The organism is Kribbella turkmenica (assembly GCF_004348725.1).
Lineage (GTDB): Bacteria > Actinomycetota > Actinomycetes > Propionibacteriales > Kribbellaceae > Kribbella > Kribbella turkmenica.
The window spans coordinates 1-13,671 of sequence record NZ_SMKR01000188.1 but is presented as its reverse complement, the minus strand read 5'-3'; the positions used below and the strand labels follow the sequence as shown (position 1 = coordinate 13,671).

Annotated in this window: 15 protein-coding genes; 5 read left to right on the top strand and 10 right to left on the bottom strand. The window is 68.0% G+C overall.

Features of this window, described 5'->3' with window-relative positions; genetic code table 11:
- Nucleotides 1-3: 3 nt before the first annotated feature.
- From E1218_RS30705 to E1218_RS30660, 10 genes are all read right to left on the bottom strand, one after another.
- Nucleotides 4-1,779 carry a VanW family protein gene (locus tag E1218_RS30705; protein WP_132326545.1) on the bottom strand — a complete coding sequence of 592 codons (1,776 nt, stop codon included), beginning with the start codon at nucleotides 1,777-1,779 and terminating at the stop codon, nucleotides 4-6.
- A gap of 124 nt (nucleotides 1,780-1,903) precedes the next feature.
- Nucleotides 1,904-2,422 carry a flavin reductase family protein gene (locus E1218_RS30700; RefSeq protein WP_132326544.1) on the bottom strand — a complete coding sequence of 173 codons (519 nt, stop codon included), beginning with the start codon at nucleotides 2,420-2,422 and terminating at the stop codon, nucleotides 1,904-1,906.
- A gap of 17 nt (nucleotides 2,423-2,439) precedes the next feature.
- Complete coding sequence (mshB, locus tag E1218_RS30695) at nucleotides 2,440-3,351, bottom strand: N-acetyl-1-D-myo-inositol-2-amino-2-deoxy-alpha-D-glucopyranoside deacetylase (protein ID WP_132326543.1); 912 nt, start codon at nucleotides 3,349-3,351, stop codon at nucleotides 2,440-2,442.
- Nucleotides 3,352-3,408: 57 nt separating this feature from the next.
- Nucleotides 3,409-3,687, bottom strand: a complete 279-nt coding sequence (locus tag E1218_RS30690) for a response regulator transcription factor (protein WP_233712584.1) — start codon at nucleotides 3,685-3,687, stop codon at nucleotides 3,409-3,411.
- 163 nt (nucleotides 3,688-3,850) lie between these two features.
- Nucleotides 3,851-5,548 (bottom strand): ABC transporter substrate-binding protein, encoded by a 1,698-nt coding sequence (locus E1218_RS30685; protein WP_132326541.1) that lies wholly within the window; start codon nucleotides 5,546-5,548, stop codon nucleotides 3,851-3,853.
- 187 nt (nucleotides 5,549-5,735) lie between these two features.
- Complete coding sequence (locus tag E1218_RS30680; protein WP_132326540.1) at nucleotides 5,736-6,779, bottom strand: ABC transporter ATP-binding protein; 1,044 nt, start codon at nucleotides 6,777-6,779, stop codon at nucleotides 5,736-5,738.
- A gap of 13 nt (nucleotides 6,780-6,792) precedes the next feature.
- The gene (locus E1218_RS30675; protein ID WP_132326539.1) at nucleotides 6,793-7,863 is read right to left on the bottom strand and encodes an ABC transporter ATP-binding protein; all 1,071 of its coding nucleotides are present in this window, start codon (nucleotides 7,861-7,863) and stop codon (nucleotides 6,793-6,795) included.
- Between the two features lie 17 nt (nucleotides 7,864-7,880).
- On the bottom strand, nucleotides 7,881-8,885 hold the full coding sequence (locus tag E1218_RS30670) for an ABC transporter permease (protein WP_132326538.1): 1,005 nt from the start codon (nucleotides 8,883-8,885) through the stop codon (nucleotides 7,881-7,883).
- Nucleotides 8,886-8,888: 3 nt separating this feature from the next.
- On the bottom strand, nucleotides 8,889-9,935 hold the full coding sequence (locus E1218_RS30665; protein WP_132326537.1) for an ABC transporter permease: 1,047 nt from the start codon (nucleotides 9,933-9,935) through the stop codon (nucleotides 8,889-8,891).
- Nucleotides 9,936-10,059: 124 nt separating this feature from the next.
- Entirely contained in the window at nucleotides 10,060-10,455 is a 396-nt protein-coding gene (locus E1218_RS30660) for a (deoxy)nucleoside triphosphate pyrophosphohydrolase (protein WP_132326536.1), read from the bottom strand.
- Between the two features lie 53 nt (nucleotides 10,456-10,508).
- On the opposite strand from E1218_RS30660, the gene E1218_RS30655 reads away from it, so the two are divergent.
- From E1218_RS30655 to E1218_RS30640, 5 genes are all read left to right on the top strand, one after another.
- Nucleotides 10,509-10,973 carry a hypothetical protein gene (locus E1218_RS30655; protein WP_202866283.1) on the top strand — a complete coding sequence of 155 codons (465 nt, stop codon included), beginning with the start codon at nucleotides 10,509-10,511 and terminating at the stop codon, nucleotides 10,971-10,973.
- A complete protein-coding gene (locus E1218_RS36785; RefSeq protein WP_202866282.1) occupies nucleotides 10,970-11,161 on the top strand; it encodes a hypothetical protein in 192 nt (63 codons plus the stop codon). The genes E1218_RS30655 and E1218_RS36785 overlap by 4 nt, the downstream gene beginning before the upstream one ends.
- Before the next feature lie 107 nt (nucleotides 11,162-11,268).
- Nucleotides 11,269-11,577, top strand: a complete 309-nt coding sequence (locus tag E1218_RS30650; RefSeq protein WP_132326535.1) for a hypothetical protein — start codon at nucleotides 11,269-11,271, stop codon at nucleotides 11,575-11,577.
- Between the two features lie 79 nt (nucleotides 11,578-11,656).
- Nucleotides 11,657-12,457 (top strand): hypothetical protein, encoded by an 801-nt coding sequence (locus E1218_RS30645; protein ID WP_165949490.1) that lies wholly within the window; start codon nucleotides 11,657-11,659, stop codon nucleotides 12,455-12,457.
- 17 nt (nucleotides 12,458-12,474) lie between these two features.
- Nucleotides 12,475-13,671: fumarate reductase/succinate dehydrogenase flavoprotein subunit (locus E1218_RS30640; protein ID WP_132326534.1), on the top strand; the 1,197-nt coding region annotated here is incomplete at its 3' end.

Below are 13,671 nucleotides of genomic sequence, written 5' to 3'. Positions count from 1 at the left end.
GCCCTAGCCGGGCGGGCGGGTGCTCGTGCCCGTGGACGGCTTCCCCAGGCCCGGCGGGGTGTTGGTCGGGGGCGGCGGCGTCGTTCCCGGCTTCGGCCCGCAGCGGATGTCGTCGGCCGCGTTGTACCTGGTGACGAACGACTCGGTCTTCTTCCGGACGCCGTTCTGCGCGAAGTACCGGTAGATGGTGATGTCGAACCCGGCGGTCGGTGCCTGCGGCTGGCAGTTCGGGTCGGTGTTGTAGACCACCTTCGGCGCCCGGGCGTTGGACTTCCCCGACTGCCCGGCGGTGATGTCCCAGACCTTCGTGCCCCAGATCTTCACCGTGATGCTGCCCTGGGTGCCCGGCGTGGACGCCTTGAAGATGGTCTGGACCAGGACCCCGTGGCCCGAGTCGTTCAGGAACTTCAGGTCGACCGACGGCCAGGCCACCGTCGCCTCGCGCCCGATCGGGTACCGCGGGATGTAGACGCTGTGCGCCTTGTGCTCGACGTCCTTCAGCCCGGCGAAGAAGGCGGCGTTGAAGGTGGTGGTCGCCGACTGCGACACCCCACCGCCGAGGTCTTCCTTGAACTTGCCGCCGCTGATGATGGTGCCCTCGGTGAACCCGTTCTCCTTGGTCCGCTCACCGACGATCTTGTTCAGGCTGAACGTCTCGTCCGGCTTCAGCAGGGTGCCGTTGATCCTGCGGGCCGCGGTGCCGATGTTGACGTTGCGGTACGTCGCGTGCGGGAACTGGGTGGTGAACTGCCCCATCACTTCCTTGATGCCGAGCTTCTGCACCTCCTCGGTGGTCACCTTCGCCTTGGTGGGAGTGAGGTTGACGGCCGCCCGGCGGTCACCGATCGGCTTGGGCAGGGCGCTCAGGATGGCCGAGCCGACCTTGGTCCGGTCCACGACCAGGCCGTCCACGGCCGGGATCACCTTCGGGCCGGCGCCGACGATCTGCACGGTGGCGTCCTTCGGCAGTGTCTCCAGCGCCTTGAACCGCGTCTGGAACAGCGGCTCGAGCGCCCTCGTGCTCAGCGACGGGGTGATCTTGCCGTCCTTGACGGTCACCGCCAGGCCCGGCGACAGCTCCTTCGGCGTGAGCTCGACCGACTTCGACCCCACCGTCAGCCGGATCGGGCCGGACATGGCCGGCTCGGCGAACTCCGTCATCGCCCGCTGGATCGCCTCCGCGTCGGCCTGCGGCTTGGTCACGCTGACCGCGAGCTCGTCCGGGGTGCCGTCGGCCGGGTAGGCGGCGAGCAGGATGCCGCTCGCCTTCGCGTTGTCCAGCTGCAGGCCGTCGGCGGCCTCGTGCTGCACCGGCTCGGCGTCCTTGAAGGTGATGGTGCCGTCGGTGGCCGGCCGGTTGACCTGCTTCGCGAGCTTGGCGACGGCCGCCGCCAGCTTGGCGTCGTCCTTGACGACCACCGGCTCGACCGCGTCACCGCCGGTCAGGGCCTGCCAGATCCGGCCCGGGGCCAGGCTGCGGCCGGCGCCCGCGGCGTCGACGGTGGCGTCCAGGTCCAGGCTGAGACCGGCCTCGGCCGGGTCCACCTGGTACGTCGACTCGCCCGCCTTGACCACGATCGGCTGAGCGAGCCGGTCCTTCAGGCCGGCCTCGAGCTTCGCCTTCGCGTCCCCCTCGGACAACCCGCCGACCGGGATCCCGAGCACGGTGGTGTCACCGGGGATCTTGTCGCCGGCGAATGCGAACGCCGCACCGTACCCGACCACGAGCACGCCAAGCCCCGCCGCGGCGATGATCCCCGCGAGTTGCTTTCTCCCCACCGGACGAAGTCCTCCTGCTCGAGCCGAGTACACAGGCCGCGCCCGCACGGGGCACAAGGGCACATACTACGGGAAGCGGCAGCCCACCCCGACCGCTGGCCCTGCCCCGGGATGCCCGCTTGACCTAGTCGTTCGGCAACTCTCGGTAGTCACCCGCGTAGTAGATCAACGCTCCGTAACCGTTCGACTCCGGGACGCCGAGGCTGAGGACCTCCCCGACCACGATCGTGTGATCGCCGCCGTCGTACGTCGCCCAGGTCCGGCACTCGAGCCAGGAGAGCGCTCCCTGGACCACCGGGCAGCCGGTCTTCGGGCCGGGCGTCGTGCCGATGCCGTCGAATTGGGTGTACAGGTCGCGCCCCGAGCGGGCGAACCGGTCCGCGATCGGCCGCTGGTCGCCGGCCAGCACCGACACGGCCCAGTACCCGCACTCGAGCACGGCGGCGTGCATCCGGACGCCCTTGTCGACGCAGACCAGCACCAGCGGCGGATCCAGCGACACCGAGGTGAACGCGTTCGCGGTCATCGCGTGCGCGACGCCGTCCTGGAGCGTGCTCATGATCGTGATCCCGGACGCGAACCGCCCCAGCGCCGCGCGGAACTCCGCGGGCGCGACGCTCCCACTGGGCTCCGAGGACGACACCCCAGCAGCCTATGCCCTCACAGCCCGGCGAACAGGTCGTGCTCCAGCCCGTCCGGCCCCGGGGCGGCGGTGCCCTTCACCAGCCGGTAGGCCTCCGAGCCCCAGATCTCGTTGCCGTTGTTGTTCGACAGCGCGAAGAACGGGCCGTCGACGGTGATCTGGGTCGCGTGCGCCTTCATCGCGTTCATCTTCCGGTCGATGAAGCCCTCGGCCTCGATCACGCAGTCGAGGTACTTGTCCGGGGTGACGAACGGGCCGAGCGGGCCCTCCGGGTCCATCCCCTCGAAGGTCGTGGTGTCACCGGACTCGCGGAGCTTGCGCAGGCTGTCCCGCAGCGAGGACTCGGCCATCGCGTTCCAGTAGATCTTCGGGATGTCCCAGGCCTCGCCCAAATCCTTTCGGTACGACGCAGCGGCGGCCAGGGCAGCCGCGTACGTCGCCACCCGGTGGGCCTGGATGTGGTCGGGATGGCCGTAGTTGCCGTACTGGTCGTAGGTCACCAGGACCTGGGGACGGATCTCCCGGATCACCGGGACCAGGTCGTTGGCCGCCGCCAGCAGGTCGGCCTGCCAGAAGCTGTCCTTGCGCGTGTCCGGCGGGACGTCGGCGTTGCCCTCGTCGTTGTAGATCATCCCGGTGTCGCGGTACTTCCCCGGGGCGCCGAGGAACCGGTGGTCGGTGACCCCGAGCTCGGCCATCGCGGCGGCGAGCTCGCCGATCCGGTGCTCGCCGAGCTGGTCGGTCTGGTCGGCGGCCAGGTGGGCGAGCTCGGGCACGAGCACCTCACCCTCCTCGCCGAGCGTGCAGGTGATCAGCGTGACGCCGGCCCCCTCGGACACGTAGCGCGCCATCGTCACACCGTTGTTGATCGTCTCGTCGTCCGGATGGGCGTGCACCAGCAACAGCCGGCGATCAGGAAGCTGACTCATGCCGAAAGCCTACGTCGCCCCGCCGACACCATCCCCGGGGCTTTCGCCGGCCCGGGATCAGCCGAAGCGGCGGACGAGCAGGCAGCCGGCCTGGAAGCGGGACTTGGCCCCGAGGCCCGCGACCAGGGCGCTGATCTCGGCCCGCACGGTCCGCAGCGACAGTCCCAGCTCGCGGGCGATGGCCGCGTCCTTGGCGCCGGTGGACATCATCCGGCCGATCGCGATCTGCCGGCTGGTCAGCTCCCGGACCGCCGCCGGCGTCCGTCGGCGCGCCCCCAGCTCGTAGACCTCGCAGACGATCTCCGGGGCCGCCTGGACGACTTGCTGGACCGACATCGACACTCCTCCCCAGTGGCTCAGCCTCGGATTCTTCCATCCGGTCCAGACCGCCACCAGGTACAACCCGTACAGATCGCCCATACAACCCCGGACAAGCGAAGAGGGCGGCCCGTCCAGGCACCGCCCTCTCCGTCAGTTCTCAGTAGTGACCGCTACCGGGTCAGCTCACCTTCTTCAGCCCGATCTGGGTGAGGTCCGGCAGACCACCGGTGTTCGGGTCGGCCACGACGTTGTCGAGGTTCGAGCCCACGACGTACACGTTGAGGTCCTGAACGGTCGGCACCACCGGAGCCGTCTTCATGATCTCCACGTACAGGTCGGACAGGCCACTCTCGACCTTCGCCTTGTCGGTCTCCTTCGCCAGCTCGGCCATCGTGTCCCAGCCGGCCTGGCTGCGGCCGTAGTTGTTCTGCGCGGCCTTGTTCGGAGCGGTCGTGTCCGGCCCGAACACAGACGGCACGATCGTCGTCAGGCTGGCCCAGTCGTAGCACCAGCCGGCGGTGATCAGGTCCGCGGCCGCGGAGTCCTGCTGCTGGGTCGAGTAGTAGTTGTCGCCCGGGATCTTCTGGAGCTCGACGTTGATGCCGACCGCCTTCCAGGACGCCTGCGCGGCCTCGGCGGCCTTCACGGCCAGGCCGGAGTCGGCGGTGGCCAGGACGAGCTTCTCGCCCTTGTAGCCGGACTCGGTCAGCAGCTGCTTGGCCTTCGCCGGGTCACCCTCCGGCGGAGCCTTGAAGTGCTCCTCCGGCTTGTAGCCCTCCATGTCCTGCGGAATGACTGAGTCGACGACCGCCGCGAGCCGCTCGCCACCACGGCCGTCGCGGTAGCTGGTGCGGTCCAGACCGTAGTACAGGGCCTCGCGCAGCTTCTGGTTCTTCAGCAACGGCTTCTGCTGGTTGAACGCGATGTAGCGACGGCAGATGTCGGTGCCCTCGACGATGCGGTCCTTGACGTTCGCCTGGTTGGTCTTGGCGATGTTCTCCGGCTGCAGGCCGGCGAAGCTCAGCGAGCTCTGGTCGGCGGTGCCGTTGGCGATCAGGCGCTGGTCGACCGTCGCCTCGGCGTCGCCGAACTTGAAGATGAACTTGTCCGGCAGCGCGGTCCGCAGCGGGTCGGTCTTCTGGTCCCAGTGCTCGTTGCGGATCAGGACGAGCTGCTTCTTCCGCGTGTAGGTCTCGATCTTGTACGGCCCGCTCGAGAACGGGCGGTTGTCGTAGGCCGTCTTGGTGTCCTTGCCCTTGGGAACCGGCGAGAAGACCTTCATGCTCGCCGTACCGTCGAAGGACGAGACCGGGCGGTTCAGCTTGAAGATGATCGTCTTCTCGTCCGGCACCTCGATCGCGGTGCAGCCCTTGCCGCCGTTGTTGCCGGCCACGTACGGGCCCTTGTAGCCCGGGCAGTCGAGGTACTCGTGCGCGTACGGCGCACCCTCGGCCATGTCGGCGGAGAACGAGCGTTCCGCGTTGTACTTGATGTCGGCCGCGACGATCGGCGTGCCGTCCTCGTACTTGATCCCGTCCTTCAGCTTGAAGGTCCAGGTCTTGAAGTCCGGTGTCGACTCGTAGCTCTCCGCCAGGTCCTTCTCGAGGACGATCTTCTTCGCCTCGGCGTCGTAGCGGTAGTCCGTCAGCGTGCGGCCGATCAGCTTGCCGATCATCTGCGAGTCGGTCACGAAGTTCCGTGCCGGGTCGAGGTGCTCCACGTCGCTGACGTGGTAGACGGTGACGGTGCCCCCCTTGGCACCAGCCGTGTCACCTTGTCCGGAGGGCGTGCCTGATTCATCCCCGCCGCAGGCAGCCGCCGTAAGGGTCAGGACGAACCCGAGGGCGATAGCCCCGGTTCGTTTGACGTTGTCCATGGCCAGTATTCCTTTCCTGTATGACGTTCGTCGCCGGGTCACGGCGGCTCGTGAGAGTGATCTCCCGTCATGTCGCGGTCATCAACTCACGTATTCACAAGGCGCGCAATGACGATTCGTCCCGGGTGACCGGATCGTGACCCCTATCAGTGCCGTACCGAAATCTCTCCGATGCTCTCGGTAGTGGTCAGATCACATCGCGTTCCTCCGGGAAGTGGCAGGCGGCCTTGTGGCCCGGGGCACCGATCTGGACCAGCGGCGGCTCCTGGTCGGCGCAGATCTCCTGCGCCTTCCAGCACCGGGTCCGGAACCGGCAGCCCGAGGGCGGGTTCAGGGGGCTCGGGACGTCACCGGTCAGCCGGATCCGCTCCCGGTGGGCGGTGGCGTCCGGGTCGGCCTCCGGGACCGCGGACAGCAGCGCGTGCGTGTACGGGTGCCGTGCGTGGTTGTACAACTCGTCACGGTCGGCGGTCTCGACCACCTTGCCGAGGTACATCACCGCGACCCGGTCCGAGATGTGCCGGATCACCGACAGGTCGTGCGCGATGAACAGGTACGCCAGACCGAACTCGTCCTGCAGGTCCTCCAGCAGATTGACGATCTGGGCCTGGATCGACACGTCCAGCGCCGACACCGGCTCGTCGCAGACGATCAGCTTCGGCCGCAGCGCCAGCGCACGGGCGACCCCGATCCGCTGCCGCTGGCCGCCGGAGAACTCGTGCGGGTAGCGGTTGTAGTGCTCGGGGTTCAGTCCGACCCGCTCCATCAGTTCCTGGACCGACTTCTTCGTGCTGGTCTCGGTCTTCACCTTCTGGATGTCGAACGGCGACGCGATGATGGCGCCGACCGTCTGCCGTGGGTTCAGCGACGAGAAGGGGTCCTGGAAGATCATCTGGATCTCCCGCCGGTAGGGCCGCATCCTCGACCGGCTCACGTGGGTGATGTCCTTGCCGAGGAACTTGATCTCCCCGCCGGTGGGCTCGTCCAGCCTGGTCACCAGGCGGCCGGTGGTGGTCTTCCCGCAGCCCGACTCGCCGACCACCCCGAGGGTCTCGCCGGCGTGCACGGTCAGGTCGATGCCGTCGACCGCCTTCACCGCGCCGGTCTGCTTCTGGAAGATGATCCCGCGAGTGACCGGGAAGTACCGCTGCAGCCCGGTGGTCTCGAGGAGGAGTTCCCCCTGCGCGGGCTCCTTGGCCGGCGCCTGCTCGGCCGATGTCGTCGTCACGATCGCTCCTCGCCCATCACAACTTCGGCTTGATCTGTTCGGCGAACAACTGTTTGCGCTTCTCGGAGTCGATGTGGCAGCGGACCCGGTGCCCGCCGGTGGCGATCTGCAGCAGCTCCGGCAGTTCGTCGACGCACGAGTGCCCCTCGACGTACTGCTGGTAGTCGCAGCGCGGCTGGAACGGGCAGCCCTTGGGCAGGTTGATCAGCGACGGCGGGGTACCGCGGATCGACTTGAGCCGGCCGTCGCCGCTGCGGTTCACCCGCGGGATCGAGCCGAGCAGGCCCCAGGTGTACGGCATCTCCGGCCGGTAGAAGATGTCCCGGACGTTGCCGGTCTCGACCACCCGGCCGCCGTACATGACGACCACGTCCTGGGTCATCTGGGCGATCACGCCGAGGTCGTGGGTGATCATGATGATGGCGGAGTTGAACTCCTTCTGCAGGTCCATCATCAGGTCCAGGATCTGCGCCTGCACGGTGACGTCGAGCGCGGTGGTCGGCTCGTCGGCGATCAGCAGCTGCGGGTCGCACATCAGCGCCATCGCGATCATCGCGCGCTGCCGCATGCCGCCGGAGAACTGGTGCGGGTAGTCGTCGAACCGCTTCTGCGGCGACGGGATGCCGACCCGGTCGAGCAGCTCGACGGCCCGCTTCTTCGCGACCGCCTTCGGCGCGTCGTTGTGCACCAGGTAGGCCTCGGTGAGCTGGTCGCCGACGCGGTAGAACGGGTGCATCGCCGACAGCGGGTCCTGGAAGATCATCGCGACCTGCCGGCCCCGCAGCCGGCGGATCTCCGGCACCGACATCGACACCAGCTCGGAGCCGTCCAGCCAGATCTCACCGCTGACCTGCGCCCGGCTGCCCTTGTGCAGGCCCATGATGGCCAGGCTGGACACGCTCTTGCCGGAGCCGGACTCGCCGACGATGCCGAGCGTCTTGCCGCGCTCCAGCGTGAAGCTGAGGCCGTTGACCGCCTTCACCAGACCGTCGTCGGTCGGGAAGTGCACCTGCAGGTCCTTGACCTCCAGGAACGGCTTGCCGGCCCGGGCGTCGGGCAGTGCGGCACTCGTCACGGACTCGGTCACTGCGTCTCCTTGCCGGGTCACGACAGCCGCACGCGCGGGTCGATGATGGCGTACAGAACGTCGACGACGATGTTCGCGACGACGATGAAGATCGCCGCGAACAGGACGACGCCCATGATGGCGGGCAGGTCGTTGCTGAGAACGGAGTCGATCGCGAACTTCCCCAGCCCGGTGATGCTGAAGATCTGCTCGGTGATCACCGCGCCGCCCAGCAGACCGCCCAGGTCCAGGCCGAAGATCGTCACGATCGGGGTCAGCGCCGACCGCAGGCCGTGCTTGAACACGACGGTCCGTTCGTCCAGGCCCTTGGCCCGGGCGGTCCGGATGTAGTCCTCGTTCATCGTGTCGATCATGTTGGCGCGGGTGAGGCGGGTGTAGAGCGCCGCGAACACCAGCGCCAGCGTCATCCACGGCAGGATGTAGAACTGCAGCCACTTCACCGGCCCGACGGTGAACAGCGCCGCGTTCGCCGTGTCCGGGAACGGCAGCCACTGCAGCTTGACGATGAACAGGAACAGCAGCAGGTAGCCGAACACCAGGGTCGGGAAGGACACCCCGAACAGGGCCAGTCCGACGCTCAGCTTGTCCACCAGCTTGCCCTTGCGCAGTGCCGCGATCAGGCCGAGCAGCACGCCGAAGAACAACCAGAGGATGGCCGCGCCGACGGCCAGCCAGAGGGTCGCCGGGAACGCGTCGGAGATCGAGTCCCAGACCGGGATGCCGTTCTGGTACGACTCGCCGAAGCACGGCCAGGCGCACTCGCGCTCGCTGCCCTCGGAACCGATCGTGCGGCCGCCCGGGCTGACGAGACCCTGCATGTAGGTGCCGTACTGGACGATCAGCGGGTCGTCGAACCCGTACGTCGCGTTGACCTGGGCGACCGTCTCGGAGTTGCAGTTCTTGCCGCAGATCAGCAGCGCGGGGTTCGCCGGGGTCGCCCAGAACAGGAAGAACGTGATCGCACTGATGACGATCAGGATGACGACTGTCTGCAGCAGCCGGCGGATGACGTAACGGCCCACGGGTCAGCTCCTTCCGGCGCGCGGGTCGAGGGCGTCGCGGACCGAGTCGCCGAGCAGGTTGAACGCCAGCACGGTGATGAACAGCGCCAGCCCGGGGAAGAACAGGTAGAGGGGATTGCTCTCGATCCAGTCGGACGCGTCGGCGATCATCCGGCCCCACGAGGAGGTCGGCTCCTTGATCCCGACACCGAGGAACGACAGCGCGGCCTCGGCGGTGATGTAGTTCGGGATCAGCAGCGTCGTGTACACCAGCAGCGTCGGCAGCAGGTTCGGCAGGATCTGCCGGAAGATCACGTACGCCGGGCCCGCGCCGAGTGACCGGGCCGCCTCGACGAACTCCCGTTCGCGCAGCGAGAGCGTCTGCCCCCGGACTATTCGGGCCAGGTAGGCCCAGCCGAAGAACCCGAGGACGAACATCAGCACACCCAGCCGGAGCCTGTTGTCGTCCGGGATGCCGAACAGGTCCTGGCCGCGGTCGGCGATCACCGGCGTCAGCGCCATGATGAACAGTAGGGTCGGGAAGCTCAGCATGATGTCCATCAGCCGGCTCAGCAGCGTGTCGACCCAGCCGCCGAAATACCCGGACACCATCCCGATGACGGTGCCGAGGACGACCGCGAGGATCGTTCCGCCGAGCGCCACCAGGAGCGACACCCGGGTGCCGTAGACGAGCCGGGAGAACACGTCGCGGCCGTTCTGCGGCTCGACACCGAGCCAGTGCTCGCTGCTCGTGCCGCTCCCCCACAGCCCGCCGATCGGGATACCGCCGTCACGGGTGTTCAGCAGCGGGTCGCCGTTCGCGTCGGTCCGGTTGAACTGGTCCGGCGGGAAACCGTTCAGCTTGACGATCAGCGGCGCGAAGATCGCCACCGCGATGATCAGCAGGATGACGATCGCGCTGATGACGGCGATCTTGTCCTTCCGCAGCCGGGCCCAGGCGATCTGGCCGAGTGAACGGCCCTCGATCTGCTTGGCCTCGGAGGTCTCCGCGAGATGATCTGCCGGCAGATCCCCTTCCGGGGACTGCGACTCGGATACCCCCAGTGTCATTCCCTGTCACCCATCCTTCACGAGGAGTGCCGCCCCCGGCGCCGGTCGTTCCTGCCGAGTTGCCGGAACCCTACGCATCTCGAAGTGTGGACGCCAGAGAGTCGGGTGCCCGGACACCGAATCGTCACAATTCAGATGCTTCTCCGAGCCGGTGCCGCACGGCCGGCAGGAACGGCCGGTCGGCCGGCAGCCAGTCCAGGCTGTCCAGGTCCTCGGGGCCGACCCAACGGATCTCCGCGTGCTCCAGCGGTACGGGTTCGCCGGCGCGCACGTCGGCGGCGTACACGCGCAGCGCGTACCGCTCGTCGATGGGTACGTCGGCGCCGAGCGAAGCACCGATCCTGACGTCGAGACCGAGTTCCTCCCGGAGCTCGCGGGCACCGGCGACGTGATCCGTCTCACACGGCTCGACTTTGCCGCCGGGAAACTCCCAGCCGCCGGCCGGACCGGTCCGCAACGCGGCCAGCACCTTGCCGTCCTGGAACACCGCGACCCCGATGACGATCTGCCGTTCGCTCACGGACAGGCACTGTGCCAGACGAACTGTCCCCGGCGCCGGGCAGGATGGGGCGCATGCCGTTGCAGAACAGGGTTCTGCCCACCCAGGAGATCGTGGCCGAGCCGGGCCGCGGTCTGCTGATGGGCAACCGCGGCACGCTGCACGGGCCGGACCGCCGCCTCGGCACCACCCGGTGGCGCTCCAAGGCGTGGATCTGCTGCGTCCTCGACTGGAAGGGCGTGCGGCGCGATCCGATGCCGGCCGGACGGTGGACCGCGCTGTTCTTCTTCGACGAGGCGGTCGCGCTCGCGGCGGGCCACCGGCCCTGCCATTACTGCCGCCGCAGGGATTTCCTGCTGTACGCCGGTGCCTGGGCCGCCGGGCGCGGTCTCGACGAGCGGCCTCGGGCGGCGGCGATGGACGCGCAACTCCACCTCGAACGCGTCGACCCGCGCACCCGGCAGCAGCGCACCACCGTCCAGGACCTCGACCGGCTCCCCGACGGAGCCAGCGTCCTGCACGACGCACCCGAGCGATGATCCGGTACGACGGCCGCCCCGCCCTGGTCCTCGGCCATCGGGTGCTGCCGTGGTCCTGGGAGGGGTACGGCGATCCGGTCCGGCCACCGGGGCTCCACGAGGTCGTCGTTCTGACACCCTCGGCGAATCTCGTTGTACTGAAGGCCGGATTCGCTCCATTACTCCACCCGACGGCTGTCGGCAACTGAGGTGAGCCTTACAAGAAACACGCCGTACCGAGGGGTCTTCCGTTGGGCGCCCGGCGAGGGCAAAGTGTGCCCATACTGACAGCGATAAAACCATCACTGGAGTCGGCATGGGTGCTGAGGTCAACAGTGCGGGCAACAGCGGCGTTGCCGCGGTCGTCCGCGCGCTCGAGAACCTACATGCGGCCGTCGGGAAGCTCAGCCAGGAGTACGGTGACACCCTCGGCATCCGCCGGTTGGTGTCGGACGTGGCCAGGCTGAACGACGATCTGGCCGAGCTCGGCCCTCCCGACCCCCGTCACAGACCCGGACCCGTTCCGGAGGAACTCGAGGAGATCCCCGACGTGGAGTATGACGCGTCCATGTGGACAGACGCGGAGCACGAAGGCTTCGGCGCGCCCGACAGGCACGCCCCGTGATCGAGCGCAGCGAGAGAACAACCCAGCACAGTGGCGTCTCGCCGGCTGAACCGCCCGCAGCGAAGCGAGGACGATCCTGATGGCGACCGGAGTGAGCGCACCCGGTCGCGCGCAGATCGGGCTCGAGACCGCAAGGACCGACCGCTGGTGGCTGGCGCCGCTGCGGATCGGCGTGATCCTGGCCTTCTTCATCGTCTACGCGACGGTCCGGATCTTCATGAACACGTGGTACTGGGTCGATGACTACCACTACCTCACCCCGCTGTACTCGCCGTGCATCACCGAGTCCTGCGTCCCGAACTCCAGCCACCTGGGGACCTGGTTCGGTGAGTTCCCGCGGGTGATCCCGTTCAGCATCATCACCTTCGCGGTGCTGGCCGGCTTCCGCGGCACCTGCTACTACTACCGCAAGGCGGGCTACCGGTCGCTGTTCTTCGCACCGGCCGCGTGCGCGGTCCCGGAGCCGCACAAGAAGTACAGCGGTGAGCGCAAGTTCCCGCTGGTCGCGCTCAACCTGCACCGCTACTTCTTCTACGGCGCGCTGCTGTTCGGCCTGCTCAACGTGTACGACGGCATCCTCGCCTTCCACGGCAAGGACGGCGGCTTCGGCATCGGCCTGGGCACGGTGATCATCTGGGTCAACCTGGTGTTCCTGTGGCTCTACACGCTGTCCTGCCACGCCTGCCGGCACATCGTCGGCGGCCGGCTGAAGAACTTCTCCAAGCACCCGCTGCGCTACCGGTACTGGACCTTCGTGTCCAAGCTGAACCCCAAGCACGGCACCTTCGCGATGACGTCGCTGTTCACCGTGATCCTGACCGACGCCTACATCATGGCGTTGTCGGCCGGCTGGTTCTCCGACCTGCGCATCTTCAACTGATACGGACTTTCTCTGTCATGACTGAGCTCGAACGACACTCCTACGACGTCGTCGTGATCGGGGCCGGCGGCGCCGGTCTGCGCGCGGCGATCGAGGCCCGGGAACAGGGCAAGCGCACCGCGATCGTGTGCAAGTCGCTGTTCGGCAAGGCGCACACCGTGATGGCCGAGGGCGGCTGCGCCGCCGCGATGGGCAACGCGAACTCGAACGACAACTGGCAGGTCCACTACCGCGACACGATGCGCGGCGGCAAGTTCCTGAACAACTGGCGGATGGCCGAGCTGCACGCCCAGGAGGCCCCGGACCGGGTCTGGGAGCTGGAGACGTACGGCGCCTTGTTCGACCGGACCCCGGACGGCCGGATCAGCCAGCGCAACTTCGGCGGCCACACCTACCCGCGGCTCGCGCACGTCGGCGACCGGACCGGCCTGGAGCTGATCCGCACCCTGCAGCAGAAGATCGTCTCGCTGCAGCAGGAGGACTTCCGCGAGACCGGGGACTACGAGGCCAACCTCAAGGTGTACGGCGAGTGCACCGTCACGGAGCTGCTGAAGGACGGGGACGCGATCTCCGGTGCGTTCGGCTACTGGCGCGAGTCCGGCCGGTTCATCCTGTTCGACGCACCGGCCGTGGTCCTGGCCACCGGCGGCGTCGGCAAGTCGTTCAAAGTCACCTCGAACTCGTGGGAGTACACCGGTGACGGGCACGCGCTGGGAATGCGGGCCGGCGCGACGCTGATCAACATGGAGTTCATCCAGTTCCACCCGACCGGCATGGTCTGGCCGCCGTCGGTGAAGGGCATCCTGGTCACCGAGTCGGTCCGCGGTGACGGCGGGGTGCTGAAGAACTCCGAGGGCAAGCGGTTCATGTTCGAGTACGTGCCGGACGTGTTCCGGGCGCAGTACGCGGAGACCGAGGAAGAGGCCGACCGCTGGTACAAGGACCCGGACAACAACCGCCGTCCCCCGGAGCTGCTCCCGCGCGACGAGGTGGCCCGGGCGATCAACTCCGAGGTGAAGGCCGGCCGCGGTACGCCGCACGGTGGGGTCTTCCTGGACGTGTCGTCGCGGCTCCCGGCCGAGGAGATCACCCGCCGGCTGCCGTCGATGTACCACCAGTTCAAGGAACTCGCGGACGTCGACATCACCGCCGAGCCGATGGAGGTCGGCCCGACCTGCCACTACGTGATGGGCGGCGTCGAGGTCGACCCGGAC

Excerpts from the sequence above, each read along its gene's own strand:
- mshB (WP_132326543.1), bottom strand. The coding sequence starts at position 3,351 with ATGAGTCAGCTTCCTGATCGCCGGCTGTTGCTGGTGCACGCCCATCCG.
- E1218_RS30690 (WP_233712584.1), bottom strand. The coding sequence starts at position 3,687 with ATGTCGGTCCAGCAAGTCGTCCAGGCGGCCCCGGAGATCGTCTGCGAG.
- E1218_RS30685 (WP_132326541.1), bottom strand. The coding sequence starts at position 5,548 with ATGGACAACGTCAAACGAACCGGGGCTATCGCCCTCGGGTTCGTCCTG.
- E1218_RS30665 (WP_132326537.1), bottom strand. The coding sequence starts at position 9,935 with ATGACACTGGGGGTATCCGAGTCGCAGTCCCCGGAAGGGGATCTGCCG.
- E1218_RS30655 (WP_202866283.1), top strand. The coding sequence starts at position 10,509 with ATGCCGTTGCAGAACAGGGTTCTGCCCACCCAGGAGATCGTGGCCGAG.
- E1218_RS36785 (WP_202866282.1), top strand. The coding sequence starts at position 10,970 with ATGATCCGGTACGACGGCCGCCCCGCCCTGGTCCTCGGCCATCGGGTG.
- E1218_RS30650 (WP_132326535.1), top strand. The coding sequence starts at position 11,269 with ATGGGTGCTGAGGTCAACAGTGCGGGCAACAGCGGCGTTGCCGCGGTC.
- E1218_RS30645 (WP_165949490.1), top strand. The coding sequence starts at position 11,657 with ATGGCGACCGGAGTGAGCGCACCCGGTCGCGCGCAGATCGGGCTCGAG.